At 39.4% G+C, this 23,114-nt stretch carries 34 protein-coding genes and 2 pseudogenes; 34 read left to right on the top strand and 2 right to left on the bottom strand.

The genetic code is table 11. The annotated features are described in order from the left end of the window. The first annotated feature begins 133 nt into the window (after window positions 1-133). The 4 genes from adhE (at window position 134) to ABP870_RS08900 (ending at window position 6,349) form a co-directional block, all read left to right on the top strand. Entirely contained in the window at window positions 134-2,743 is a 2,610-nt protein-coding gene (adhE, locus tag ABP870_RS08915) for a bifunctional acetaldehyde-CoA/alcohol dehydrogenase (protein ID WP_350015069.1), read from the top strand. A gap of 261 nt (window positions 2,744-3,004) precedes the next feature. After that, window positions 3,005-4,489, top strand: a complete 1,485-nt coding sequence (gene thrC / locus ABP870_RS08910; RefSeq protein ID WP_350015068.1) for a threonine synthase — start codon at window positions 3,005-3,007, stop codon at window positions 4,487-4,489. 70 nt (window positions 4,490-4,559) lie between these two features. Next, a complete protein-coding gene (locus ABP870_RS08905; RefSeq protein WP_350015067.1) occupies window positions 4,560-5,030 on the top strand; it encodes a GNAT family N-acetyltransferase in 471 nt (156 codons plus the stop codon). A gap of 44 nt (window positions 5,031-5,074) precedes the next feature. Further along, entirely contained in the window at window positions 5,075-6,349 is a 1,275-nt protein-coding gene (locus ABP870_RS08900; protein WP_350015066.1) for an MATE family efflux transporter, read from the top strand. Window positions 6,350-6,818: 469 nt separating this feature from the next. Here ABP870_RS08900 and ABP870_RS08895 read toward each other — a convergent pair whose 3' ends face one another. Beyond that, window positions 6,819-7,007, bottom strand: coding sequence for a hypothetical protein (locus tag ABP870_RS08895; protein ID WP_350015065.1), 189 nt, complete (start codon window positions 7,005-7,007; stop codon window positions 6,819-6,821). 383 nt (window positions 7,008-7,390) lie between these two features. Between ABP870_RS08895 and rpsJ the strand changes: the two genes are divergently transcribed. The 29 genes from rpsJ to rplQ all read left to right on the top strand — a co-directional run bounded on the left by rpsJ (window position 7,391) and on the right by rplQ (window position 21,993). After that, entirely contained in the window at window positions 7,391-7,699 is a 309-nt protein-coding gene (rpsJ, locus tag ABP870_RS08890) for a 30S ribosomal protein S10 (RefSeq protein ID WP_003046044.1), read from the top strand. A gap of 190 nt (window positions 7,700-7,889) precedes the next feature. Continuing rightward, window positions 7,890-8,516 carry a 50S ribosomal protein L3 gene (rplC, locus tag ABP870_RS08885; RefSeq protein WP_062710678.1) on the top strand — a complete coding sequence of 209 codons (627 nt, stop codon included), beginning with the start codon at window positions 7,890-7,892 and terminating at the stop codon, window positions 8,514-8,516. Between the two features lie 23 nt (window positions 8,517-8,539). After that, window positions 8,540-9,163, top strand: coding sequence for a 50S ribosomal protein L4 (gene rplD, locus ABP870_RS08880; RefSeq protein WP_350015064.1), 624 nt, complete (start codon window positions 8,540-8,542; stop codon window positions 9,161-9,163). Further along, window positions 9,163-9,459, top strand: a complete 297-nt coding sequence (locus tag ABP870_RS08875; protein WP_018380219.1) for a 50S ribosomal protein L23 — start codon at window positions 9,163-9,165, stop codon at window positions 9,457-9,459. The genes rplD and ABP870_RS08875 overlap by 1 nt, the downstream gene beginning before the upstream one ends. A 17-nt stretch (window positions 9,460-9,476) precedes the next feature. After that, a complete protein-coding gene (rplB, locus tag ABP870_RS08870) occupies window positions 9,477-10,310 on the top strand; it encodes a 50S ribosomal protein L2 (RefSeq protein WP_350015063.1) in 834 nt (277 codons plus the stop codon). Between the two features lie 97 nt (window positions 10,311-10,407). Further along, window positions 10,408-10,686: a 30S ribosomal protein S19 gene (rpsS, locus tag ABP870_RS08865; protein WP_000533765.1), complete on the top strand. Its 279-nt coding sequence runs from the start codon at window positions 10,408-10,410 to the stop codon at window positions 10,684-10,686. A 14-nt stretch (window positions 10,687-10,700) separates the two neighbouring features. Beyond that, the gene (gene rplV, locus ABP870_RS08860; RefSeq protein WP_017768923.1) at window positions 10,701-11,045 is read left to right on the top strand and encodes a 50S ribosomal protein L22; all 345 of its coding nucleotides are present in this window, start codon (window positions 10,701-10,703) and stop codon (window positions 11,043-11,045) included. Between the two features lie 12 nt (window positions 11,046-11,057). Further along, window positions 11,058-11,711: a 30S ribosomal protein S3 gene (gene rpsC / locus ABP870_RS08855; protein WP_017768922.1), complete on the top strand. Its 654-nt coding sequence runs from the start codon at window positions 11,058-11,060 to the stop codon at window positions 11,709-11,711. Window positions 11,712-11,714: 3 nt separating this feature from the next. After that, window positions 11,715-12,128, top strand: a complete 414-nt coding sequence (gene rplP, locus ABP870_RS08850) for a 50S ribosomal protein L16 (RefSeq protein WP_017768921.1) — start codon at window positions 11,715-11,717, stop codon at window positions 12,126-12,128. Between the two features lie 9 nt (window positions 12,129-12,137). Then, window positions 12,138-12,344, top strand: coding sequence for a 50S ribosomal protein L29 (rpmC, locus tag ABP870_RS08845; protein ID WP_017768920.1), 207 nt, complete (start codon window positions 12,138-12,140; stop codon window positions 12,342-12,344). A gap of 26 nt (window positions 12,345-12,370) precedes the next feature. Further along, window positions 12,371-12,631 (top strand): 30S ribosomal protein S17, encoded by a 261-nt coding sequence (gene rpsQ / locus ABP870_RS08840; RefSeq protein WP_017768919.1) that lies wholly within the window; start codon window positions 12,371-12,373, stop codon window positions 12,629-12,631. A 24-nt stretch (window positions 12,632-12,655) separates the two neighbouring features. Further along, window positions 12,656-13,024 (top strand): 50S ribosomal protein L14, encoded by a 369-nt coding sequence (gene rplN, locus ABP870_RS08835; protein ID WP_017768918.1) that lies wholly within the window; start codon window positions 12,656-12,658, stop codon window positions 13,022-13,024. Window positions 13,025-13,105: 81 nt separating this feature from the next. Then, window positions 13,106-13,411 (top strand): 50S ribosomal protein L24, encoded by a 306-nt coding sequence (gene rplX, locus ABP870_RS08830; protein ID WP_018380221.1) that lies wholly within the window; start codon window positions 13,106-13,108, stop codon window positions 13,409-13,411. A gap of 24 nt (window positions 13,412-13,435) precedes the next feature. Next, window positions 13,436-13,978 carry a 50S ribosomal protein L5 gene (rplE, locus tag ABP870_RS08825; protein WP_017768916.1) on the top strand — a complete coding sequence of 181 codons (543 nt, stop codon included), beginning with the start codon at window positions 13,436-13,438 and terminating at the stop codon, window positions 13,976-13,978. A gap of 17 nt (window positions 13,979-13,995) precedes the next feature. Beyond that, window positions 13,996-14,181 (top strand): type Z 30S ribosomal protein S14, encoded by a 186-nt coding sequence (locus ABP870_RS08820; protein WP_018380222.1) that lies wholly within the window; start codon window positions 13,996-13,998, stop codon window positions 14,179-14,181. A gap of 185 nt (window positions 14,182-14,366) precedes the next feature. After that, complete coding sequence (rpsH, locus tag ABP870_RS08815; RefSeq protein ID WP_062710671.1) at window positions 14,367-14,765, top strand: 30S ribosomal protein S8; 399 nt, start codon at window positions 14,367-14,369, stop codon at window positions 14,763-14,765. Window positions 14,766-14,954: 189 nt separating this feature from the next. Continuing rightward, a complete protein-coding gene (gene rplF, locus ABP870_RS08810; protein ID WP_017768913.1) occupies window positions 14,955-15,491 on the top strand; it encodes a 50S ribosomal protein L6 in 537 nt (178 codons plus the stop codon). Between the two features lie 103 nt (window positions 15,492-15,594). Continuing rightward, complete coding sequence (rplR, locus tag ABP870_RS08805; protein WP_029691861.1) at window positions 15,595-15,951, top strand: 50S ribosomal protein L18; 357 nt, start codon at window positions 15,595-15,597, stop codon at window positions 15,949-15,951. An 18-nt stretch (window positions 15,952-15,969) separates the two neighbouring features. Continuing rightward, window positions 15,970-16,464, top strand: a complete 495-nt coding sequence (rpsE, locus tag ABP870_RS08800) for a 30S ribosomal protein S5 (RefSeq protein WP_062710666.1) — start codon at window positions 15,970-15,972, stop codon at window positions 16,462-16,464. A gap of 13 nt (window positions 16,465-16,477) precedes the next feature. Then, window positions 16,478-16,660, top strand: a complete 183-nt coding sequence (gene rpmD, locus ABP870_RS08795; protein ID WP_003046072.1) for a 50S ribosomal protein L30 — start codon at window positions 16,478-16,480, stop codon at window positions 16,658-16,660. A 122-nt stretch (window positions 16,661-16,782) separates the two neighbouring features. Then, a complete protein-coding gene (gene rplO / locus ABP870_RS08790; RefSeq protein WP_018380225.1) occupies window positions 16,783-17,223 on the top strand; it encodes a 50S ribosomal protein L15 in 441 nt (146 codons plus the stop codon). Window positions 17,224-17,271: 48 nt separating this feature from the next. Further along, window positions 17,272-18,576 carry a preprotein translocase subunit SecY gene (gene secY, locus ABP870_RS08785; protein ID WP_350015062.1) on the top strand — a complete coding sequence of 435 codons (1,305 nt, stop codon included), beginning with the start codon at window positions 17,272-17,274 and terminating at the stop codon, window positions 18,574-18,576. A 130-nt stretch (window positions 18,577-18,706) separates the two neighbouring features. Beyond that, complete coding sequence (locus tag ABP870_RS08780) at window positions 18,707-19,348, top strand: adenylate kinase (protein WP_350015061.1); 642 nt, start codon at window positions 18,707-18,709, stop codon at window positions 19,346-19,348. A gap of 117 nt (window positions 19,349-19,465) precedes the next feature. Next, window positions 19,466-19,684, top strand: coding sequence for a translation initiation factor IF-1 (gene infA, locus ABP870_RS08775; protein ID WP_001040189.1), 219 nt, complete (start codon window positions 19,466-19,468; stop codon window positions 19,682-19,684). Window positions 19,685-19,708: 24 nt separating this feature from the next. Continuing rightward, complete coding sequence (gene rpmJ, locus ABP870_RS08770) at window positions 19,709-19,825, top strand: 50S ribosomal protein L36 (RefSeq protein ID WP_079268439.1); 117 nt, start codon at window positions 19,709-19,711, stop codon at window positions 19,823-19,825. 17 nt (window positions 19,826-19,842) lie between these two features. Beyond that, window positions 19,843-20,208, top strand: coding sequence for a 30S ribosomal protein S13 (gene rpsM, locus ABP870_RS08765; RefSeq protein ID WP_017768906.1), 366 nt, complete (start codon window positions 19,843-19,845; stop codon window positions 20,206-20,208). Between the two features lie 17 nt (window positions 20,209-20,225). Next, complete coding sequence (rpsK, locus tag ABP870_RS08760) at window positions 20,226-20,609, top strand: 30S ribosomal protein S11 (RefSeq protein ID WP_067103698.1); 384 nt, start codon at window positions 20,226-20,228, stop codon at window positions 20,607-20,609. Window positions 20,610-20,653: 44 nt separating this feature from the next. After that, window positions 20,654-21,592, top strand: a complete 939-nt coding sequence (locus tag ABP870_RS08755) for a DNA-directed RNA polymerase subunit alpha (RefSeq protein ID WP_062710659.1) — start codon at window positions 20,654-20,656, stop codon at window positions 21,590-21,592. Between the two features lie 14 nt (window positions 21,593-21,606). Then, window positions 21,607-21,993 (top strand): 50S ribosomal protein L17, encoded by a 387-nt coding sequence (gene rplQ / locus ABP870_RS08750; RefSeq protein WP_062710656.1) that lies wholly within the window; start codon window positions 21,607-21,609, stop codon window positions 21,991-21,993. 213 nt (window positions 21,994-22,206) lie between these two features. Here the strand turns inward: rplQ and ABP870_RS08745 are convergent. Next, a pseudogene (locus ABP870_RS08745) lies at window positions 22,207-22,863 on the bottom strand (IS630 family transposase); the annotation flags it as partial. Window positions 22,864-22,951: 88 nt separating this feature from the next. On the opposite strand from ABP870_RS08745, the pseudogene ABP870_RS08740 reads away from it, so the two are divergent. Continuing rightward, window positions 22,952-23,114: pseudogene (locus ABP870_RS08740) on the top strand (IS30 family transposase); the annotation flags it as partial.

Genomic DNA, 23,114 nt, shown 5'->3' with positions numbered 1-23,114 from the left:
AGGAATACAAAAAAAGTTTGAAAAAAAGTTCACAAAAACACTTTACAAGATGTCTATTTGTGATATAATTAACACATAAAATAATTGTGAAACATTTAACAATAAAAAGTTAATGTCTTTAAAGGAGTCTATTATGGTGACTAAAACAACTGAAGTAACAGAAACAGCTCAAGTGACTGACACTCAAGCGATGATTGATCGTTTGGCAGATCAAGCGGTTGTAGCCTTAGATGCTATGGCTGATTTCACACAAGAACAAGTAGACCATATTGTTCATCAAGCTGCGATTGCTGCGCTTGACAAACATATGCTTTTAGCCAAAATGGCTGTTGATGAAACAGGCCGTGGTGTATATGAAGATAAAGCTATCAAAAACATGTACGCTTCAGAATACATCTGGAACTCTATTAAAGATAATAAAACGGTTGGCGTCATCGCAGAAGATAAGGAAGCAGGTCTCATCTCTATTGCTGAACCTGTTGGTGTTATCTGTGGGGTGACACCTACCACAAACCCAACCTCAACAACAATCTTTAAAGCACTGATTGCTTTGAAAACTCGTAACCCAATCGTCTTTGCTTTCCACCCATCAGCTCAACAATCTTCAGCAGAAGCAGCACGTATCGTTCGTGATGCAGCCATCGAAGCTGGGGCACCTGAAAACTGTGTGCAGTGGATTGATCAACCTTCTATTGAAGCAACAGGACTTTTGATGAATCATCCTAAGGTAGCAACTGTACTTGCAACTGGTGGACCTGGTATGGTTAAAGCAGCTTACTCAACAGGTAAACCTGCTCTTGGGGTTGGTGCGGGTAACGTGCCAAGTTATATCGCAGCTGATGCTAAAATCAAACGTGCTGTTAACGACATTATCGTCTCAAAATCATTTGATAATGGTATGATCTGTGCTTCAGAGCAAGCAGCTATTGTTGATGAAGAAGTTTATGATGATGTCAAAGCTGAATTTGAAGCGCACCAATGTGTTATCATCTCTAAAAAATCAGACCTCGAAAAACTGGAAGCAGCTGTCCTTAACGAGGCTAAAACAGCTGTCAATGCTAAAATTGTTGGTAAATCAGCTGAAGAAATTGCCAAATTAGCCGGTCTTAAAGTGCCAAAAGGAACTAAAATTCTGCTTGCAGAAATCAAAGATGCTGGACCAGATTACCCATTGTCACGTGAAAAATTGTCACCAGTCCTTGCACTTATCAAATCAAAAGGTGTTAAAGATGGATTTGCCAAAGCTGAAGCAATGCTTGATTTAGGTGGACTTGGTCACACAGCGGTTATCCATACCGAAGACGAAGACCTTCAAATCCAATATGGAATCCGTATGAAAGCTTGCCGTGTTCTTGTTAACTCACCATCAGCAGAAGGTGGTATTGGTAACATCTACAATGAAATGATCCCATCATTGACACTAGGATGTGGTTCATATGGACACAACTCAATTTCACACAACGTGGGGGCATTCGACTTGATTAACGTTAAGACATTGGCAAAACGTCGCAATAACATGCAATGGTTCAAATTGCCACCAAAAGTTTACTTTGAAAAAAACTCAATCACCTACCTTCGTCAAATCAAAGCTGAAAAAGTGATGTTGGTCTGTGACCCAGGAATGGTTCAATTTGGTTATGCGGATCTTGTTCGCAAGCAGTTAGAACTTAATCCAAATGATCCAAAAATTGAAATTTTCTCAGATGTTGAGCCAAACCCATCAACTAACACAGTTTATAAAGGGCTTGAAATCTTCAATCGTTTCCAACCGGATACTGTCATTGCACTTGGTGGTGGTTCAGCAATGGATGCTGCTAAAGCAATGTGGATGTTCTTTGAAAATCCAGATGTTAGCTTCTTTGGTGCAAAACAAAAATTCCTTGATATCCGTAAACGTACTTACAAGATTCCTTACGCAGAAAAAACAACCTTTATCTGTGTTCCAACTACATCTGGTACAGGATCAGAAGTGACACCATTTGCGGTTATTACAGATAGTGATGATCACACGAAATACCCACTTGCTGACTACGCCTTGACACCAGATATCGCTATTGTTGACCCAGCTCTTGTTATGAGTGTGCCAGCTAGCGTTACAGCTGATACAGGGATGGACGTCTTGACTCACGCTATCGAATCATACGTGTCAGTTATGGCGAGCGACTATACTCGTGGACTTTCTCTTCAAGCTATTAAATTGGTCTTTGAAAACCTTGAAACATCTGTTAAAAAAGCAACGGAAGAATCACGCGAAAAAATGCATAATGCGTCAACTATGGCTGGTATGGCCTTTGCAAATGCTTTCCTAGGTATTTGTCACTCAATCGCTCACAAAGTTGGTGGTGAATGGGGAATTCCTCACGGACGTACCAATGCTATCTTGTTGCCACACATTATCCGTTACAATGCCAAAGATCCTCAAAAACATGCGATGTTCCCTAAATATGACTTCTTCCGTGCGGAAAAAGACTATGCTGATATTGCACGCTTTATGGGATTTGAGGGTAAAAATGACGCTGAATTAGCTGAAGAACTTGCTCGTCGTGTTTATAAACTTGGTAAAGCAGTCGGCATTGATATGAACTGGAAAGCACAAGGCGTTACAAAAGAGCAATTGAAAGCTGATGCAGATCGTTTAGCTGAAAAAGCGTACGAAGACCAATGTACAACAGCTAATCCAAAAGAACCACTTATCTCTGAACTTAAAGAAATTATCGAAATTGCTTACGATTACAAAGATTAATGAATAAGGGGAGATAAGACATGTCCGAAAAAGTTTACGGTTGCCTTGCAGCCATCTGGGTGACATTATCTGGTAAACATTTCCAATAAAAAATAATTCCGAAAACGTGTCAGATGGCACGTTTTTTTGAATGCAAAGATTATCAAACGTCCTGTAACTTGCTATAATGATGATAGGAGAGAGTGGCTTATGAAAAGAGAAGTTTTCAGAAAATTATGTTAAAATAGGTGACAATGACAAAAAGAATAACTGAGGAATATTATGACATTAATCTATCAATCTACACGTGATGATAAAAATCAAGTCAGCGCTAGTCAAGCTATTTTGCAGGGGCTAGCAGCTGATGGAGGGCTATTTACGCCTTTGGAAATGCCAAAAGTTGATTTGGATTTTGATCGTTTAAAAAAAGCCTCTTACCAAGAAGTGGCCAAACTAGTTTTATCAGCTTTTTTAGAGGATTTTACATCAGAAGAGCTGGATTATTGTATCACTAATGCCTACGATGATAAATTTGACACAAGGGCAATTGCTCCCATAGTTAAACTTGACAATCACTATAATCTTGAACTCTTCCACGGATCGACCATCGCTTTTAAGGACATGGCCTTGTCTATCTTGCCTTACCTCTTGACGACATCGGCTAAAAAGCAAGGCGTGGACAATAAAATTGTCATTTTAACCGCTACATCAGGAGATACTGGCAAAGCTGCTATGGCAGGTTTTGAGGATGTTCCAGGAACCGAAATCATTGTTTTCTACCCTAAAAATGGTGTTAGCAAGATTCAAGAATTGCAAATGACAACTCAAAAAGGAGCCAACACTCATGTTATAGCTATCGATGGAAATTTTGATGATGCTCAAACAGAGGTTAAACGCATGTTTAACGATGCTGACTTGCGTGCTCGCCTGTTAGAACAACATATTCAATTGTCATCCGCTAACTCCATGAATATTGGTCGCTTGGTGCCACAGATTGTGTATTACGTGTATGCCTACGCTCGGTTGGTAAAAACGGGTGACATTGCTAAAGGACAAGCTATTAACGTTACGGTTCCGACAGGTAATTTTGGTAATATCCTAGCAGCCTATTATGCGCGTGAGATTGGTGTACCGATTGCTAAGTTGATTTGTGCTTCAAATGAAAATAAGGTGCTAACAGACTTCTTCCAAACAGGAACTTACGATAAAAAGCGAGACTTCAAGGTGACCAGCAGCCCATCTATGGATATTCTAGTATCTTCAAATCTAGAACGTCTCATTTTTCACTTGGTGGGCAATGATGCTGCTAAAACTAAAGAGCTTATGGAAGCGTTAGTTTCAAAAGGGGAATATCAACTTGACCAAGTTGACCAATCAATCCTTAATCTTTTCGAGGCAGGCTATGCGTCGGAAGTTGATACTGAAGAAGAAATCCAAAAAGTTTATCAAGAAAACAACTATATTGAGGACCCTCACACAGCAGTGGCCTCTGCTGTTTACCGAGCATATCGCAGCAGAACAAACGATGAAACACCAACAGTTGTTGCTTCAACCGCCAGTCCTTATAAATTCCCAAGAGTTGCTGTTAAGGCGGTGACGGGAGAGGATTTGGGCGACGATTTTTCAGCGGTTGACCAACTACATCAGTTATCAGGAGTGATAGTACCGAAAGCTGTACGCGATTTACAGATGACTCCAGTCCGTCATAAGACGGTTGTTGCGACAGATGATATGCAAAAAGCAGTGGAAGATTATTTAGGAGTATAATCTGATGTCAATTTTAGCGGAACTGGCAAAATACCCTGTTCTTGAGACTGAGCGTCTCTGATTGAGACCCATGACTAAAGACGATTTGGAAGATTACCATGCTTTCACGTCTGCTGATGATAATCTCCGCTACGCATTTTATCCTCATACTTCTATGGAAGACAGTTGGAGAGGATTGGTTCTTTATAACCTCAAAGAACCTATTGGAAAGTACGGTATTGTTGAGAAGCATTCTGATCGCTTGATTGGTAACGTCAGCTTTAAGCCAACGGATAGAGACGATACTCTAGAAATCGGCTACACCTTACACCAAGATTATGCAGGACAAGGTTATATGACAGAAGGGGCTAGTGCTTTGAAAGCCTTAGCCATCCATTTACCAGGGATTAGATATTTGACAGCTGTGACTAATCATGAGAATCTGGCAAGCAAAGCCGTTTTAGAAAAAATAGGTATGACTCTCGTCAAGCAGTACCCAGATAAGAGTTTGAGAGGTAAAGACATTGTTTCGGATAGTTACCAGATGAAAGTTAAAGACTGAGATGACTCGTTCTTTTCTTCTATAATAAATGATAAAATAATACCATGAAAGAAAAAAGACAACTATTACGAATTGCCCTTCCAGCCATGGCAGAGCAATTTTTACAAATGTTAATGGGCTTCGTTGACAATTACTTGGTAGCGCAACTAGGTCTTATCGCTGTATCAGGTGTTTCTATTGCTAATAACATCATCGCTATCTATCAAGCTCTTTTTATCGCACTAGGTGCGGCAGTTTCTAGCGTTCTATCACGCTATTTAGCCCAAAAGAAGATAGATCAAGCTCATCAAAGTATGTCCGATGCGCTCTTTTTGACTAGTCTTATTAGTCTTGTCTTAGGTCTAGTGTCTATTGTAGGAAACATTTGGCTTCTTAAGTTACTAGGAACATCCTTTCCAGTCGCTCAAGAAGGTGGACTTTATTTAGCAGTAGTTGGAGGAGGAATCGCTAGTCTAGGCTTGTTGACGAGTATGGGGGCCATTGTTCGTGTTCAGGGTTACACACAACTACCAATGACAATTAGCCTTCTGACTAACCTTCTAAACGCCCTCTTATCAGCCCTATCTATCTATGTCTTTCATTTGGGGATTGTCGGTGTCGCTGCTTCGACGGTTTTGGCGAGAACAGTAGGGACGGGCCTACTGATGAAAAAACTTCCTGCAAAAGAGATCCTCAAACGCCTTCGCTGGAAAATTGATAAACAACTGATTCAGATTGTTATCCCAGCAGCAGGAGAACGGCTCATGATGCGCGCTGGTGATGTCGTCATTATTGCCATCATTGTTGCGTTTGGATCAGAAGTCGTTGCAGGAAATGCGATTGGTGAAATAGTGACGCAATTTAACTATCTTCCGGCCATGGCCATCTCTGTGGCGACAGTCATTGAAGTAGCTACGTACGCTACTGGCAATCCTCGTCAAGTCAGAGAAGTAGTTAAAACCAGTTTTTGGCTATCGACAGTCATGATGTATGGATTAGCAGGTGCTATTTTTCTTCTAAAAACACCATTAATAGCCCTTTTTTTAGAAAATAATCAAGCTATTCAAGCAAGTTACACAGTTATTTTATTCTCCTTAATGGGAGTGCCTGCCACTGCAGGGACATTAGTCATGACAGCAACTTGGCAAGGTTTGGGAAATGCTAAGTTACCATTTTATGCGACAAGTTTTGGCATGTGGTGCGTTCGAATAGGATTAGGTTATGTTCTAGGAATAAGTTTTAACCTCGGTTTAAACGGCGTCTGGTTGGCAACTGTTTTAGACAATTTGTTCAGATGGGTATTTTTAACTTACTTATATAAGAAAGAAGAGACTTGTTGAAGCAGGTCTTTTGATCATTTTGAAGGAAAGTAGGTTACGCTAAATGGTAACACTAAGTTAACTACTTGTTATACTCATCCAAAATCACAAAATAACACGATGTATCAAATAGCAAAATAAGTTTCCGCAGTTTAGAGCGAACGAAGTGAGCTTGAAAGGATATTTTCGCCGTAGTGGTATGATTAGTGACAATGTTGCTGTCACTAATAACGGAATTTCTGCGACCTAGGCTCAAAAATTAGGAATGAAACTCTGAAGGAGGTTGCTTTTCTTTAGTATTAACAATTGTCTAGGAGATAAGCCGTTCAAGCATTTTTTCGGATAGTTATTCAATAAATACAATCTGTTGCAGGGTTCCTTTTGTGCTCTCTTTTGCTAGTCAGCGGCGGAGTCGGTTATGTTTTTCATTTGTTCCACGTTTCCAAGAGGCATTAGGGCGGCATCGTAAGTAGGGTCAGGGTCAAATACATCAGATGAGCGACTGAACTTCTGCGGCAATCGATTTGCTAGGGTGCTTTTCTAGAATCTCAGATAGAGCTTGATTAACAGCCTCAGCTAGTTTGTTAAAAATTGGTCTAACCATTTTATGGCTTATCGTACAGTCTGTTAAAGCTGATAGACAGAGATTGTTTACACGTGTTTGAAGCGCGGTATCCATTTCATAATCTCCAACGCTCAAGTGTTGATCTTTGGTCTTTCGTGGTGCTGCTCCAAGTAAGCCTGCTATCTTCCGATGACTGGGTACTCCTGTGCTTATTGTGGTACATTATCATTATAATTCTCTGAGATGTTCTTTTGCTACTCAAGTGGCTAACTTCATTTTAGAACTTAAAAAAAGTAAGTTACAAAAGAAATTTGAAAAAATGTCTCAAATCTCTTGCAACCTGTATCTGATTCTGTTATCATATTATGGTGCTGTAAAAAACAGCTTTAGCTATGATACAAGAGGTTGCGACACGCTCGGTTGCATTGCCACGCAACAAGTGTTGGTTTTCTTGAGGAGCTAGCCTATTACTTTAAATAGACGCAAAGGAGAAAAAGATGGCAAACAAAAAAATCCGTATCCGTTTGAAAGCATACGAACATCGTACACTTGATACAGCGGCAGAAAAAATCGTTGAAACTGCAACACGTACAGGTGCTACTGTAGCTGGACCAGTTCCACTTCCAACAGAACGTAGTCTTTACACAATTATTCGTGCGACTCACAAATATAAAGATTCTCGCGAACAATTTGAAATGCGCACTCACAAACGTCTTATCGACATCGTGAATCCAACTCAAAAGACTGTTGACGCTTTGATGAAATTGGATCTTCCAAGTGGTGTTAATGTAGAAATCAAACTGTAGTAGGATTTCATCTAATTAGGCATAGGCTAAACTTTGTGCAAATTAGATTTCCTGTTTTGCAGTGAGGTTGAAGCCTTAAGCATCTTAACTTGAGCACAAAAAACGCTCGTTAAAAACTTTTTTGAGCACGAAAAACGCTCACTAAAAACTTTTTAAAATAACTAAAAATAAGAAAAGGAAATATTTTCTCATGACAAAAGGAATCTTAGGGAAAAAAGTGGGAATGACTCAAATCTTCACTGAATCAGGTGAATTTATCCCTGTTACTGTCATCGAAGCAACTCCAAACGTTGTGCTTCAAGTGAAAACTGTTGAGACAGACGGTTACGAAGCGGTTCAAGTTGGTTTTGACGACAAACGCGAAGTGTTGAGTAACAAACCTGCCAAAGGTCACGTAGCGAAAGCTAACACGGCTCCTAAGCGCTTCATTCGTGAATTCAAAAACATTGAAGGCTTAGAAGTTGGTTCAGAAATTACTGTAGATACATTTGAAGCTGGAGATGTTGTTGATGTCACTGGTACAACTAAAGGAAAAGGTTTCCAAGGTGTTATTAAACGTCATGGTCAATCACGTGGTCCTATGGCTCACGGTTCTCGTTACCACCGTCGTCCAGGTTCAATGGGACCTGTTGCGCCTAACCGCGTTTTCAAAAACAAACGCTTGGCAGGACGTATGGGTGGCAACCGTGTGACGATTCAAAACCTTGAAATCGTTCAAGTTGTTCCAGAGAAAAACGTTATCCTTATCAAAGGTAACGTACCAGGTGCTAAGAAATCTCTTATCACTATCAAATCAGCAGTAAAAGCTGCTAAATAATAAGAAAGGAGAACACAGTTAAAATGGCAAACGTTAAATTATTTGACCAAACTGGTAAAGAAGTTAGTTCAGTAGAACTTAACGACGCAATCTTTGGTATCGAGCCAAATGAATCAGTTGTCTTTGATGTTGTTATCAGCCAACGTGCTAGCCTTCGCCAAGGGACTCACGCGGTTAAAAACCGTTCAGCAGTATCAGGTGGCGGACGCAAACCATGGCGCCAAAAAGGAACTGGACGTGCTCGTCAAGGTTCTATCCGTTCACCACAATGGCGTGGTGGTGGTGTTGTCTTCGGACCAACTCCTCGCTCATATGGATACAAACTTCCACAAAAAGTTCGTCGCCTTGCCTTGAAATCAGTTCTTTCATCTAAAGTAGCTGACGAAAAATTTGTAGCTGTTGAAGCTCTTTCATTTGCAGCTCCAAAAACTGCTGAATTCGCTAAGGTTCTTTCAGCACTTAGCATCGACTCAAAAGTACTTGTTATCGTTGAAGAAGGAAACAAATTTGCTGAACTTTCAGCTCGTAACCTTAAAAACGTTAAAGTTGCAACTGCAACAACTGCAAGTGTTCTTGATATCGTAAACGCAGACAAACTTCTTGTTACTAAAGAAGCAATCTCTACAATCGAGGAGGTTCTTGCATAATGAATTTGTATGACGTAATCAAAAAACCTGTAATTACTGAAAAATCAATGCTTGATCTTGAAGCAGGTAAATACACTTTTGAAGTTGATACACGTGCACACAAACTTTTGATCAAACAAGCTGTTGAAGCTGCGTTTGAAGGTGTTAAAGTGGCAAGTGTAAACACTGTGACAGTTAAGCCAAAAGAAAAACGTGTTGGTCGTTACACAGGTTTCACTTCAAAAACTAAGAAAGCTATCATCACTCTTACAGCTGATTCAAAAGCAATCGAGTTGTTTGCAGCTGAAGCTGAATAATCTAAGGAGGAATTAACGTGGGTATTAAAGTTTATAAACCAACGACAAATGGCCGTCGTAACATGACTTCTTTGGATTTTGCAGAAATCACAACAAGCACTCCTGAGAAATCATTGCTTGTTTCTCTTAAAAACAAAGCTGGTCGTAACAACAACGGTCGCATCACTGTTCGTCACCAAGGTGGTGGTCACAAACGTCATTACCGTGTGATCGACTTCAAACGTAACAAAGATAATGTTGAAGCTGTTGTAAAAACAATCGAATACGATCCAAACCGTACAGCAAACATCGCGCTTGTACACTACACTGACGGTGTTAAAGCATACATCATCGCTCCTAAAGGCCTTCAAGTTGGTCAACGTATTGTTTCTGGACCAGAAGCAGATATTAAAGCCGGAAACGCTCTTCCACTTGCTAATATCCCAGTTGGTACGTTTGTCCACAACATTGAGCTTAAGCCAGGAAAAGGTGCGGAACTTATCCGTGCAGCTGGATCATCTGCTCAAGTGCTTGGTCAAGAAGGTAAATACGTTCTTGTTCGCCTTCAATCAGGTGAAGTTCGTATGGTTCTTGGAACTTGTCGCGCGACAGTTGGTACTGTAGGTAATGAACAACAATCTCTTGTTAACATTGGTAAAGCAGGACGTAGCCGTTGGAAAGGTATCCGCCCAACAGTTCGTGGTTCTGTAATGAACCCTAACGATCACCCACACGGTGGTGGTGAAGGTAAAGCACCAGTTGGACGTAAAGCGCCATCTACTCCATGGGGTAAACCAGCGCTTGGTCTTAAAACTCGTAACAAGAAAGCTAAATCTGATAAACTTATCATTCGTCGTCGTAACGAAAAATAAGTTAAAACAGTTAAGTTAATTCAACTATCCGCCAACTCGGTAGCCCCTAAAGCGGGCAAGCCGTTGTGGTACATCATTTAAAGGAGAACACTACACAATGGGACGTAGTCTTAAAAAAGGACCTTTCGTCGATGAGCATTTGATGAAAAAAGTTGAAGCTCAAGCAAATGACGAAAAGAAAAAAGTAATTAAAACTTGGTCACGTCGTTCAACGATTTTCCCAAGTTTCATCGGTTATACAATCGCAGTTTATGATGGACGTAAGCACGTACCTGTTTACATTCAAGAAGACATGGTAGGTCACAAACTTGGTGAATTTGCACCAACTCGTACTTACAAAGGTCACGCTGCAGACGATAAGAAAACACGTAGATAAGGAGAACATTAATTATGGCAGAAATTACTTCAGCTAAAGCAATGGCTCGTACAGTTCGTGTTTCACCTCGTAAAACTCGTCTTGTCTTGGATACTATCCGTGGCAAAAACGTAGCCGATGCAATCGCAATCTTAAAATTCACTCCAAACAAAGCGGCTCGTGTTATTGAAAAAACGCTTAACTCAGCCATTGCTAATGCAGAAAACAACTTTGGTTTGGAAAAAGCTAACTTGGTAGTATCTGAAACATTCGCAAACGAAGGACCAACAATGAAACGTTTCCGTCCACGTGCGAAAGGATCAGCTTCACCAATCAACAAACGCACAACTCACGTCACAGTAGTTGTGTCAGAAAAATAAGGAGGTAAACTCGTGGGTCAAAAAGTACATCCAATTGGTATGCGTGTCGGAATCATCCGTGACTGGGATGCGAAATGGTATGCTGAAAAAGAATACGCGGATTACCTTCATGAAGATCTTAAAATTCGCAAATTCATCAATAAAGAATTGGCAGACGCATCAGTTTCAACTATTGAAATTGAACGTGCAGTAAATAAAGTTATTGTTTCACTTCATACTGCTAAACCAGGTATGGTTATCGGTAAAGGTGGATCAAATGTTGACGCTCTTCGTGCTCAACTTAACAAATTGACTGGAAAACAAGTACACATCAACATTATTGAAATCAAATCACCAGATTTAGATGCTCATCTTGTTGGTGAAAACATTGCTCGTCAACTTGAGCAACGTGTTGCTTTCCGTCGTGCTCAAAAACAAGCTATCCAACGTACAATGCGTGCAGGTGCAAAAGGTATCAAAACTCAAGTATCTGGTCGTTTGAATGGTGCTGATATCGCTCGTGCAGAAGGTTACTCAGAAGGAACAGTTCCACTTCACACACTTCGTGCGGATATCGATTATGCTTGGGAAGAAGCTGATACTACTTACGGTAAACTAGGTGTTAAAGTTTGGATCTACCGTGGGGAAGTTCTTCCAGCTCGTAAAAACACTAAAGGAGGCAAATAACAAATGTTAGTACCTAAACGTGTTAAACACCGTCGTGAATTCCGTGGTAAAATGCGCGGTGAAGCAAAAGGTGGAAAACAAGTAGACTTTGGTGAATACGGTCTCCAAGCTACTACAAGCTCATGGATTACAAACCGTCAAATTGAAGCTGCCCGTATCGCGATGACGCGTTACATGAAACGTGGTGGTAAAGTTTGGATTAAAATCTTCCCACACAAATCATACACTGCTAAGGCTATCGGTGTGCGTATGGGATCTGGTAAAGGTGCTCCTGAAGGTTGGGTGTCACCAGTTAAACGTGGTAAAGTAATGTTTGAAATCGCTGGTGTTTCTGAAGAAGTAGCACGCGAAGCGTTTCGCCTTGCTGGCCACAAATTACCAGTTAAAGTTAAATTCGTAAAACGTGAAGCAGAATAAGGAGAGCACATGAAACTTCAAGAAATTAAAGATTTTGTTAAAGAGCTTCGTGGACTTTCTCAAGAAGAACTTGCTAAGAAAGAAAGCGAACTTAAAAAAGAACTTTTTGATCTTCGTTTCCAAGCTGCAGCAGGTCAACTTGATCAAACTGCCCGTTTGAACGAAGTTAAAAAACAAATTGCACGTGTTAAAACTGTGCAATCTGAAACTAAATAATAGATTGGGAAAGGAGAAATCTTATAATGGAACGTAATCAACGTAAAACTCTTGTTGGACGTGTCGTATCAGACAAGATGGATAAAACAATCACTGTTGTAGTTGAAACTAAACGTAACCACCCAGTCTATGGTAAACGTATCAACTATTCAAAAAAATACAAAGCACATGACGAAAACAACGTTGCTAAAGAAGGTGACAAAGTTCGTATCATGGAAACTCGTCCACTCTCAGCTACAAAACGCTTCCGTCTTGTAGAAGTTGTGGAAGAAGCTGTTATTATCTAATCAAACTAAAAGGAGAAAATTGAAATGATTCAACAAGAAACTCGCTTGAAAGTTGCTGATAATAGCGGTGCTCGTGAGATCTTGACTATCAAAGTACTTGGTGGTTCAGGACGTAAATTTGCTAACATCGGTGACGTTATCGTTGCTTCTGTCAAACAAGCTACACCAGGTGGAGCTGTTAAAAAAGGTGATGTTGTCAAAGCTGTTATCGTTCGTACAAAATCTGGTGCACGCCGTCCAGACGGTTCATACATCAAATTTGACGAAAATGCGGCAGTAATCATCCGTGATGATAAAACGCCTCGCGGAACTCGTATCTTCGGCCCTGTTGCACGTGAATTGCGTGAAGGTGGCTACATGAAGATTGTATCACTTGCACCAGAAGTACTTTAATCTTAACTAAAACAAACTAAGTCCCCTAGGTTTCCCTAGGGTGCCCATTAGGGCGTAAGAAATTATAGGAGAAAAACTCAAATGTTTGTAAAAAAAGGCGACAAAGTTCGCGTTATTGCTGGTAAGGACAAAGGCGTTGAAGCTGTAGTTCTTAAAGCACTTCCGAAAGTAAACAAAGTTGTTGTTGAAGGTGTTGGGATTGTTAAAAAACACCAACGTCCAAATAACGAAAACCCTCAAGGTGCTATCGTAGAAGTTGAAGCACCAATCCACGCATCAAATGTTCAAGTTCTTGACAAAAATGGTGTTGCTGGACGTGTTGGTTACAAAGTTGTTGACGGCAAAAAAGTTCGTTACAACAAAAAATCAGGCGAAGTTCTTGATTAATCACGAAGGAAAGGAGAAGCATAAATGGCAAATCGTTTAAAAGAAAAATATACTAACGAAGTAATTCCTGCATTGACAGAGAAATTTAACTATTCATCAGTTATGGCTGTGCCTAAAGTTGAGAAAATCGTTCTTAACATGGGTGTTGGTGATGCTGTAAACAACGCTAAAAACCTTGAAAAAGCTGCTGCTGAATTGGCAACTATCTCAGGTCAAAAACCACTTATTACTAAGGCTAAGAAATCAATCGCTGGCTTCCGTCTTCGTGAAGGTGTAGCTATCGGTGCTAAAGTAACTCTTCGTGGCGAACGCATGTACGAGTTCCTTGATAAATTGGTTTCAGTTTCACTTCCACGTGTTCGTGATTTCCACGGTGTTCCAACAAAATCATTTGATGGACGTGGTAACTACACGCTCGGTGTGAAAGAACAATTGATCTTCCCAGAAATCAACTTTGATGATGTTGATAAAGTTCGTGGTATGGATATCGTAATCGTAACAACTGCAAACTCTGACGAAGAAGGTCGCGAATTGCTTAAAGGCCTTGGTATGCCTTTTGCAAAATAATTTAGGAGGTAAATAAATTGGCTAAAAAATCTATGATTGCTAAGAACAAACGCCCTGCGAAGTTCTCTACGCAAGCTTACACTCGTTGCGAAAAATGTGGACGCCCACATTCAGTTTACCGCAAATTCCAACTTTGCCGTGTTTGCTTCCGTGAATTGGCATATAAAGGTCAAATTCCTGGTGTGACAAAAGCTTCTTGGTAAAATTTTAATGCTAAGGGCATTCAAAATCGTATGTAAATGGTGGAATCATCTTGCTTCTTTAAGACGCTAGGAGTCTATCATTTTCACTAGCATATTTGCCCCAGCCTTAATTTCTAGGGCTTAATCACCAATACATTAACTAGCAAGTGCATTTGCAAACTACTAGTAAGAGGAGAAATATAAAAATGGTTATGACTGACCCAATTGCAGACTTTTTGACACGTATTCGTAACGCAAACCAAGCGAAACACGAAGTGCTTGAAGTTCCTGCATCAAATATTAAAAAAGGGATTGCTGAAATCCTTAAACGTGAAGGTTTTGTAAAAAACGTTGAAATTATCGAAGATGATAAACAAGGTATCATCCGTGTTTTCCTTAAATATGGACAAAACGGTGAGCGTGTTATCACAAACTTGAAACGTATCTCAAAACCAGGTCTTCGTGTTTATTCAAAACGTGAAGATGTTCCTAAAGTTCTTAATGGACTTGGAATTGCGATCATTTCAACGTCAGAAGGTGTTTTGACAGATAAAGAAGCTCGTCAAAAGAACGTTGGTGGAGAAGTGCTTGCTTACGTTTGGTAAAATAAAGATACAAAGAGCTTTGTAAGTAAATTAAAAACATCTACACTGATTATATTTTTAGTAGAATTGACGATTTTTAGATTACCCAGAGTTCTTAGGCAAGTCTTAAGATTTGAGAGTATCAATTTTATCCCCCGTGAAAACTGGTCACTAGGTGGCTTGACAATCTAACAGGAGAATATAAATACTATGTCACGTATTGGTAATAAAGTAATCACATTGCCTGCTGGTGTTGAAATCAGCAACAAAGACAATGTTGTTACTGTAAAAGGACCTAAAGGCGAACTTACTCGTGAGTTCAACAAAAATATTGAAATTAAAGTTGAAGGAACTGAAGTAACACTTCATCGTCCAAATGACTCAAAAGAAATGAAAACAATCCATGGTACAACTCGTGCTAACTTGAACAACATGGTTGTTGGTGTTTCTGAAGGTTTCAAAAAAGAACTTGAAATGCGTGGGGTTGGTTACCGTGCACAACTTCAAGGTTCTAAACTTGTTCTTTCAGTCGGTAAATCTCACCAAGATGAAGTTGAAGCACCAGAAGGAATTACTTTCACAGTTGCTAACCCAACTTCAATCGTAGTTGAAGGTATCAATAAAGAAGTTGTTGGTCAAACAGCTGCTTACATCCGTAGCCTTCGTTCACCAGAACCATATAAAGGTAAAGGTATTCGCTACGTTGGTGAATTTGTTCGCCGTAAAGAAGGTAAAACAGGTAAATAATAAATGTATTGCTATCATGAGGAGAGTTATTTTCCTTATGATGCGGCATTTATGTCACTATTTTATTAAAGATAAAATAATCATAAATTAAGAGGTGAAAATTGTGATTTCGAAACCAGATAAAAACAAACTCCGCCAAAAACGTCACCGTCGCGTTCGCGGAAAACTCTCTGGAACTGCTGATCGCCCACGTTTGAACATCTTCCGTTCTAATACAGGCATCTACGCTCAAGTAATTGATGACGTAGCGGGTGTAACGCTCGCAAGTGCATCAACTCTTGATAAAGACGTTTCAAAAGGTACTAAAACCGAGCAAGCTGTTGTTGTCGGTAAACTTGTTGCTGAACGTGCAGTAGCTAAAGGTATTTCTGAAGTGGTGTTTGACCGCGGTGGATATCTCTATCACGGACGTGTTAAGGCTTTGGCTGATTCAGCTCGTGAAAACGGATTGAAATTCTAATAGGGAGGACACTTAATAATGGCATTTAAAGATAATGCAGTAGAACTTGAAGAGCGCGTAGTTGCAATCAACCGTGTTACAAAAGTTGTTAAAGGTGGACGCAATATGCGTTTTGCTGCACTTGTTGTTGTCGGTGACCGTAACGGTCACGTAGGATTTGGTACTGGTAAATCTCAAGAGGTTCCAGAAGCAATCCGTAAAGCTGTGGAAGCAGCTAAGAAAAATATGATTGAAGTACCTATGGCTGGTACAACGATTCCTCACGAAGTTTTCACTAACTTTGGTGGAGCAAAAGTATTGCTAAAACCAGCCTTTGAAGGTTCTGGTGTGGCTGCTGGTGGTGCTGTACGTGCTGTCATTGAATTAGCTGGTGTTGCAGATGTTACATCTAAATCACTTGGTTCAAACACACCAATCAATATTGTTCGTGCTACAGTTGAAGGTTTGAAACAACTTAAACGTGCTGAAGAAGTTGCAGAACTTCGTGGCGTTTCTGTTTCTGATTTGGCATAAGAAAGGGGATAACATGGCTCAAATTAAAATTACTTTGACTAAGTCTCCAATCGGTCGCAAACCAGAACAACGTAAAACAGTTGTTGCCCTTGGACTTGGCAAATTAAACTCATCAGTTATTAAAGAAGATAACGCAGCTATCCGTGGTATGGTTACTGCAATCTCTCACTTGGTAACTGTTGAAGATGTAAAATAATTGATAATCGTATTAGGTTGGAGATATTTCCAGCCTAATCTTAATATGTATAGGCGAGTCTTAATAGGGAGTCCTTTTCCCTTATTAAGGCGTTAGCATTGTACAACAAAAGGAGAAAATAAATGAAACTTCATGAATTGAAACCTGCAGAAGGTTCTCGTAAAGTGCGCAACCGTGTAGGTCGTGGTACATCATCTGGTAATGGTAAAACATCTGGACGTGGTCAAAAAGGTCAAAAAGCTCGTAGCGGTGGCGGTGTTCGTCTTGGTTTCGAGGGTGGACAAACACCATTGTTCCGTCGTCTTCCAAAACGCGGATTCACTAACATCAATGCTAAAGAGTATGCCCTTGTAAGTCTTGATGCTTTAAATATTTTTGAAGATGGTACAGAAGTATCACCATCAGTTCTTAAAAACGCAGGTGTTATTAAATCTGAAAAATCAGGTGTTAAAATTCTTGCAAATGGTGAGCTTACTAAGAAATTGGATGTTAAAGCATCTAAATTCTCAAAAGCAGCAGAAGCAGCTATCGTTGAAAAAGGTGGTTCTGTAGAAGTCATCTAATGAGTTTTACCCTCATTATGTTCGCATGAATCATAGGAGTAACTCATTATGTTTTTCAAAATTCTAAAAGAAGCTCTTAAGCTTAAAAATGTAAGAAAAAAAATTGCTTTCACTCTGTTTATCATTTTTGTCTTCCGATTAGGGACTCATATCACAGTACCGGGAATCAACGTACAAAGTTTGGAACAACTAGCAGATTTACCATTTCTTAACTTGTTAAACTTGGTTTCTGGAAATGCAATGAGTTCATTTTCAGTCTTTGCTTTGGGTGTTAGTCCCTATATCACTGCGTCAATCATTGTTCAATTATTACAAATGGATATTCTTCCGCAATTTGTGGAGTGGGGTAAACAAGGTGAAGTTGGACGCCGTAAATTAAATCAAGCAACACGTTACATTTCTTTAGTCCTTGCTTTCATCCAATCTATTGGTATTACAGCAGGATTTAATGCACTGTCAAGTATTCAACTTGTAACGTCGCCGACTTGGCAAACGTATGTGATTATTGGTATTATCTTAACTTCCGGAAGTGTGATTGTAACCTGGCTTGGAGAACAAATTTCTGATAAAGGTTTTGGAAATGGTGTATCAATGATTATCTTTGCTGGTATCATTGCCTCAATTCCTGGAGCAATCTCATCTATACATGAAGATTACTTCGTAAACATAAAAGCAAGTGAGCTTACAAACTCTTGGATTTTTGTAGGGATATTACTTTTAGCAGTATTGCTAATTGTTTTCTTCACTACATTTGTTCAACAAGCTGAATATAAAATTCCAATTCAATATACGAAACTCGCTCAAGGGGCTCCAACTAGTTCATACCTTCCTTTGAAGGTCAACCCCGCAGGTGTTATTCCAGTTATTTTCGCCAGTTCTATTACGGCAGCACCTAGCTCGATTTTAGCGTTTTTCCAAAGTAGCAATCATGATGTTCCATGGTTAAATACACTTCAGAATTTATTTTCTTACCAGACTCCTGCAGGTATGGGAATCTATGCTTTGTTAATTATTCTCTTCTCGTTCTTCTATACTTTTGTTCAAGTTAATCCTGAAAAAACGGCTGAGAATTTACAAAAAAATGGATCATATATCCCTAAGGTCAGACCTGGTCGAGAAACGGAAGCTTATATGTCATCTCTGTTAAAAAAATTAGCAACAGTTGGTTCCGTATTCTTAGCTTTAATCTCACTAATTCCAATCGTAGCACAGCAAGTATTTGATTTATCATCTACGGTTGCATTAGGGGGAACAAGCTTGCTAATCTTGATTTCAACAGGAATTGATAGTATGAAGCAACTCGAAGGCTACTTATTGAAAAAGAAATATGTTGGCTTTATGAATACAAAATAGAGTACAGGTTGACAAAGTCAACCTTCTATTTTGTTTTTAAATAAGTCTGTCTATGTAAGGCAGATTTATTTGAAAACAAAACTTACTAGAAACGCATGGTTTCTAAGGATTATCTTAAAAGGAGAATCAAATGCATCTTTTAATCATGGGTCTACCTGGTGCAGGTAAGGGAACTCAAGCATCTAAAATTGTTGACACTTATGGAGTTTCACATATTTCAACAGGTGATATGTTCCGTGCTGCCATGAAAAATGAAACGGAGATGGGTAAACTAGCAAAGTCTTACATTGACAAAGGTGAGTTAGTACCAGATGAGGTTACAAACGGTATTGTAAAAGAACGTTTGGCAGAGTCAGATATTAAAGAAAATGGCTTTTTGTTAGATGGTTACCCACGAACAATCGAACAAGCTCATGCCTTAGATGGGATATTGTCAGAATTAGGATTAACACTTGATGGTGTTATCAATATTGATGTTGATCCAGATAGTTTGGTAGAACGTTTAAGTGGCCGTATTATTCACAAAGAAACGGGAGAAACCTTCCATAAAGTTTTCAATCCACCGGCAGATGATTACAATGAAGATGATTATTATCAACGTGAAGATGATAAACCAGAGACGGTAAAACGTCGTTTGGATGTTAATATTGCACAAGGTCAGCCAATTTTAGATCACTATCGAGGGCAAAATCTTGTGACTGATATTGAAGGTAATCAAGAAATTGACCAAGTGTTTCAAGATGTTAAAAAAGCAATTGATCGTATCAAATAATTGATAAATCTTGCTTGCTATATAGACGTAGTTGTGATAGAATAACTTAGTCTGACTTATAATTGTTACCTCTGTTTTCAGGGGAAATCAAATCGAAATTTAGAGGGGGACTTTTGCGTGGCAAAGGAAGACGTGATTGAAATTGAAGGTAAGGTTGTTGAAACCATGCCTAACGCGATGTTTACAGTTGAATTAGAAAATGGACACCAAATTTTGGCGACTGTTTCTGGAAAAATCCGCAAAAATTACATTCGTATTTTAGTTGGAGACCGTGTGACAGTAGAGATGAGTCCATACGATTTAACTCGTGGGCGTATCACATACCGCTTTAAATAATCGAAATAATTGGAGGGATAAAACATGAAGGTAAGACCATCGGTTAAACCAATTTGCGAACACTGTAAAGTGATTCGTCGTAATGGACGTGTTATGGTAATTTGTCCAACAAATCCAAAACACAAACAACGTCAAGGATAATATAGAAAGGAGAAAAAATGGCTCGTATTGCTGGAGTTGATATTCCAAATGATAAACGCGTAGTAATTTCACTTACTTATGTGTACGGTATCGGATTAACAACATCTAAAAAAATCTTGGCTGCAGCTGGTGTATCAGAAGATATCCGTGTTAAAGATTTAACAACAGATCAAGAAGATGCTATCCGTCGTGAAGTTGATGCAATTAAAGTTGAGGGTGACCTTCGTCGTGAAGTAAACTTGAACATTAAACGTTTGATGGAAATCGGTTCATACCGTGGTATCCGTCACCGTCGTGGACTTCCTGTCCGTGGACAAAACACCAAGAATAACGCTCGTACTCGTAAAGGTAAAGCTGTTGCGATTGCAGGTAAGAAAAAATAAAATAGGAGGTAAATAAATTGGCTAAACCAACACGTAAACGTCGTGTGAAAAAGAATATCGAGTCAGGTATTGCTCACATTCACGCTACATTTAACAACACTATTGTTATGATTACAGATGTGCACGGTAACGCTCTTGCTTGGTCATCCGCTGGTGCTCTTGGATTTAAAGGTTCTCGTAAATCGACTCCATTCGCAGCCCAAATGGCTTCAGAAGCTGCTGCTAAATCAGCTCAAGAACACGGTTTGAAATCTGTTGAAGTTACTGTGAAAGGCCCAGGTTCAGGTCGTGAATCGGCTATTCGTGCTCTTGCTGCTGCTGGTCTTGAAGTGACTGCTATCCGCGATGTTACTCCTGTACCACATAATGGTGCTCGTCCTCCAAAACGTCGTCGTGTGTAATCATTAACTATACAGTACACAGATTCGTTTCGAGGGGTAAATAAATGATTGAGTTTGAAAAACCAATAATAACAAAAATTGATGAAAATAAAGATTATGGTAAGTTTGTCATCGAACCACTTGAACGTGGATACGGAACAACTTTAGGTAACTCTCTTCGTCGTGTACTTTTATCGTCTCTTCCAGGTGCTGCTGTTACCTCGATTAAGATTGATGGAGTACTTCACGAGTTTGATACTGTACCTGGAGTACGTGAAGATGTAATGCAAATTATTCTTAACGTCAAAGGACTTGCTGTAAAATCTTACGTCGAAGACGAAAAAATTATTGAGCTTGATGTCCAGGGCCCTGCCGAAGTTACTGCTGGGGATATCCTAACTGATAGCGATATTGAGATTGTTAACTCAGATCATTATCTGTTTACAATCGCTGAAGGTGCTTCTTTTAAAGCTAGTATGACAGTAGCTACTAATCGTGGTTATGTTGCTGCAGAGGGTAATAAAAAAGACGATGCACCAGTAGGCACATTGGCTGTAGACTCTATCTACACTCCAGTGAAAAAAGTCAATTATCAAGTTGAACCTGCCCGTGTGGGTAGTAATGATGGCTTCGATAAGTTGACTATTGAAATCATGACTAATGGTACAATCATTCCTGAGGATGCATTAGGTCTTTCTGCTCGTGTCTTGATTGAACATCTAAATCTCTTTACAGACTTGACTGAAGTCGCTAAAGCGACCGATGTTATGAAAGAAACTGAATCAGTTAATGATGAGAAAGTTCTTGATCGTACAATTGAGGAATTAGATTTATCAGTTCGCTCTTACAATTGTTTGAAACGTGCAGGAATTAACACTGTTCACGATTTGACAGAAAAGACTGAACCTGAAATGATGAAAGTCCGTAACCTTGGTCGTAAGAGCCTTGAAGAAGTTAAGGTTAAACTTGCTGATTTAGGTTTAGGATTAAAAAACGATAAATAAAATAGGAGGATAACATGGCTTACCGTAAACTAGGACGCACTAGCTCACAGCGTAAAGCAATGTTACGTGATTTGACTACAGATCTTGTGATCAATGAATCAATCGTAACGACTGAAGCTCGTGCTAAAGAAATCCGTAAAACCGTTGAAAAAATGATTACTCTTGGTAAACGTGGTGATTTACACGCACGTCGTCAAGCAGCAGCATTTATTCGTAATGAAATCGCATCAGAAAACTATGATGAAGCAAATGATAAATATACATCAACAACTGCTCTTCAAAAATTGTTCTCTGAGTTAGCACCTCGTTACGCAGAACGTAACGGTGGATACACTCGTATTCTTAAAACAGAACCACGCCGTGGTGATGCTGCCCCAATGGCAATTATTGAACTTGTTTAATTTTTATCAATTTTGTTGAGTGTTATGATGATGGAAGATTAACTTCTTCTTAGTCTAGCTCTGGTCTACCACTGGGATTTGATCCCAGTGGGAACACTCATCATATTATGGTAAAGGTAACGCTTGTTTACGAAAGACTTCTAATTCAAAAGTTTTCCGTAAGCAGGCGTTTTTTGAGCTCATTGTCACTGTAGTGGTGACTTATAACTATAGTCAATTGAAACTAGAGTAGGACAAAAGCGCCTCAAGAAAAGCGTCGCAATTTGGCAATACTTTTCTGAGGTGTTTTCGTCTGAGCCCATACTGTCTCAATGGGATTGTACTCAGGTGAGTAAGGTGGAAGAGGCAAAAGCTTATGCGCTTGCTCCTCACATAAGAATTTTAGTCTACTCATTCTATGGAATCTTTCCTTGTCGATAATGATAACAGAGGGTGTGTCTAAAGTAGGTAATAGGAACTCTTGAAACCATGCTTCGAAAAACTCACTTGTCATAGTATCTTCGTAAGTCATCGGAGCCACGAGCTAGCCATTGGTCAAACCCGCAACTAAAGATATACGACGATCTCTTCTTCCACATACTTTACCTGGTATCAATTGACCTCTCAATGAACGACCATACTCTCGGTAAAAATAGCTATTAAATCCAGTTTCATCGATATAAACAGGCGTTAAATGACTGAAGGTGTTGAACTCTTTAAGAAACAGTCTTACTTTTTCAGGGTCTTGCTCGTAATAGGTACAGTTCTTTTTTTTCGAGTATATCCCATAGCTTTGAGGGCATAGTGAATAGCGGTTGGATGACAATCAAATTCAGAAGCTATTTCAGTCAAATAGGCATCGGGATGTGCTTCAAGATAGGTTTTTAGTTCCCAATTTGTAAAATTAAGCTAGACAGAAAAAAGCCATCTATGTTAGGCTCAGATAAACACCACATTTGTCTGAAAGGAACTAACATAAATGACCTATACTCATCTTACCACAAATGAACTTGTTATGATAGAGGCTTACTACCAAGAAGGCAGGAAAGTTAGTGCTATCATTGAATCTCTAGGACGATCAAAACAGACCATTTATAAGGTCATCAATTTCCTTAAAGCAGGACATTCAGTCTGTGACTACT

Origin of the sequence: Streptococcus jiangjianxini, from assembly GCF_040225085.1 — a bacterium.
Classification (GTDB): domain Bacteria; phylum Bacillota; class Bacilli; order Lactobacillales; family Streptococcaceae; genus Streptococcus; species Streptococcus jiangjianxini.
The sequence above is the reverse complement of the archived record's forward strand: the minus strand, read 5'-3'. Positions and strand labels throughout refer to the sequence as shown.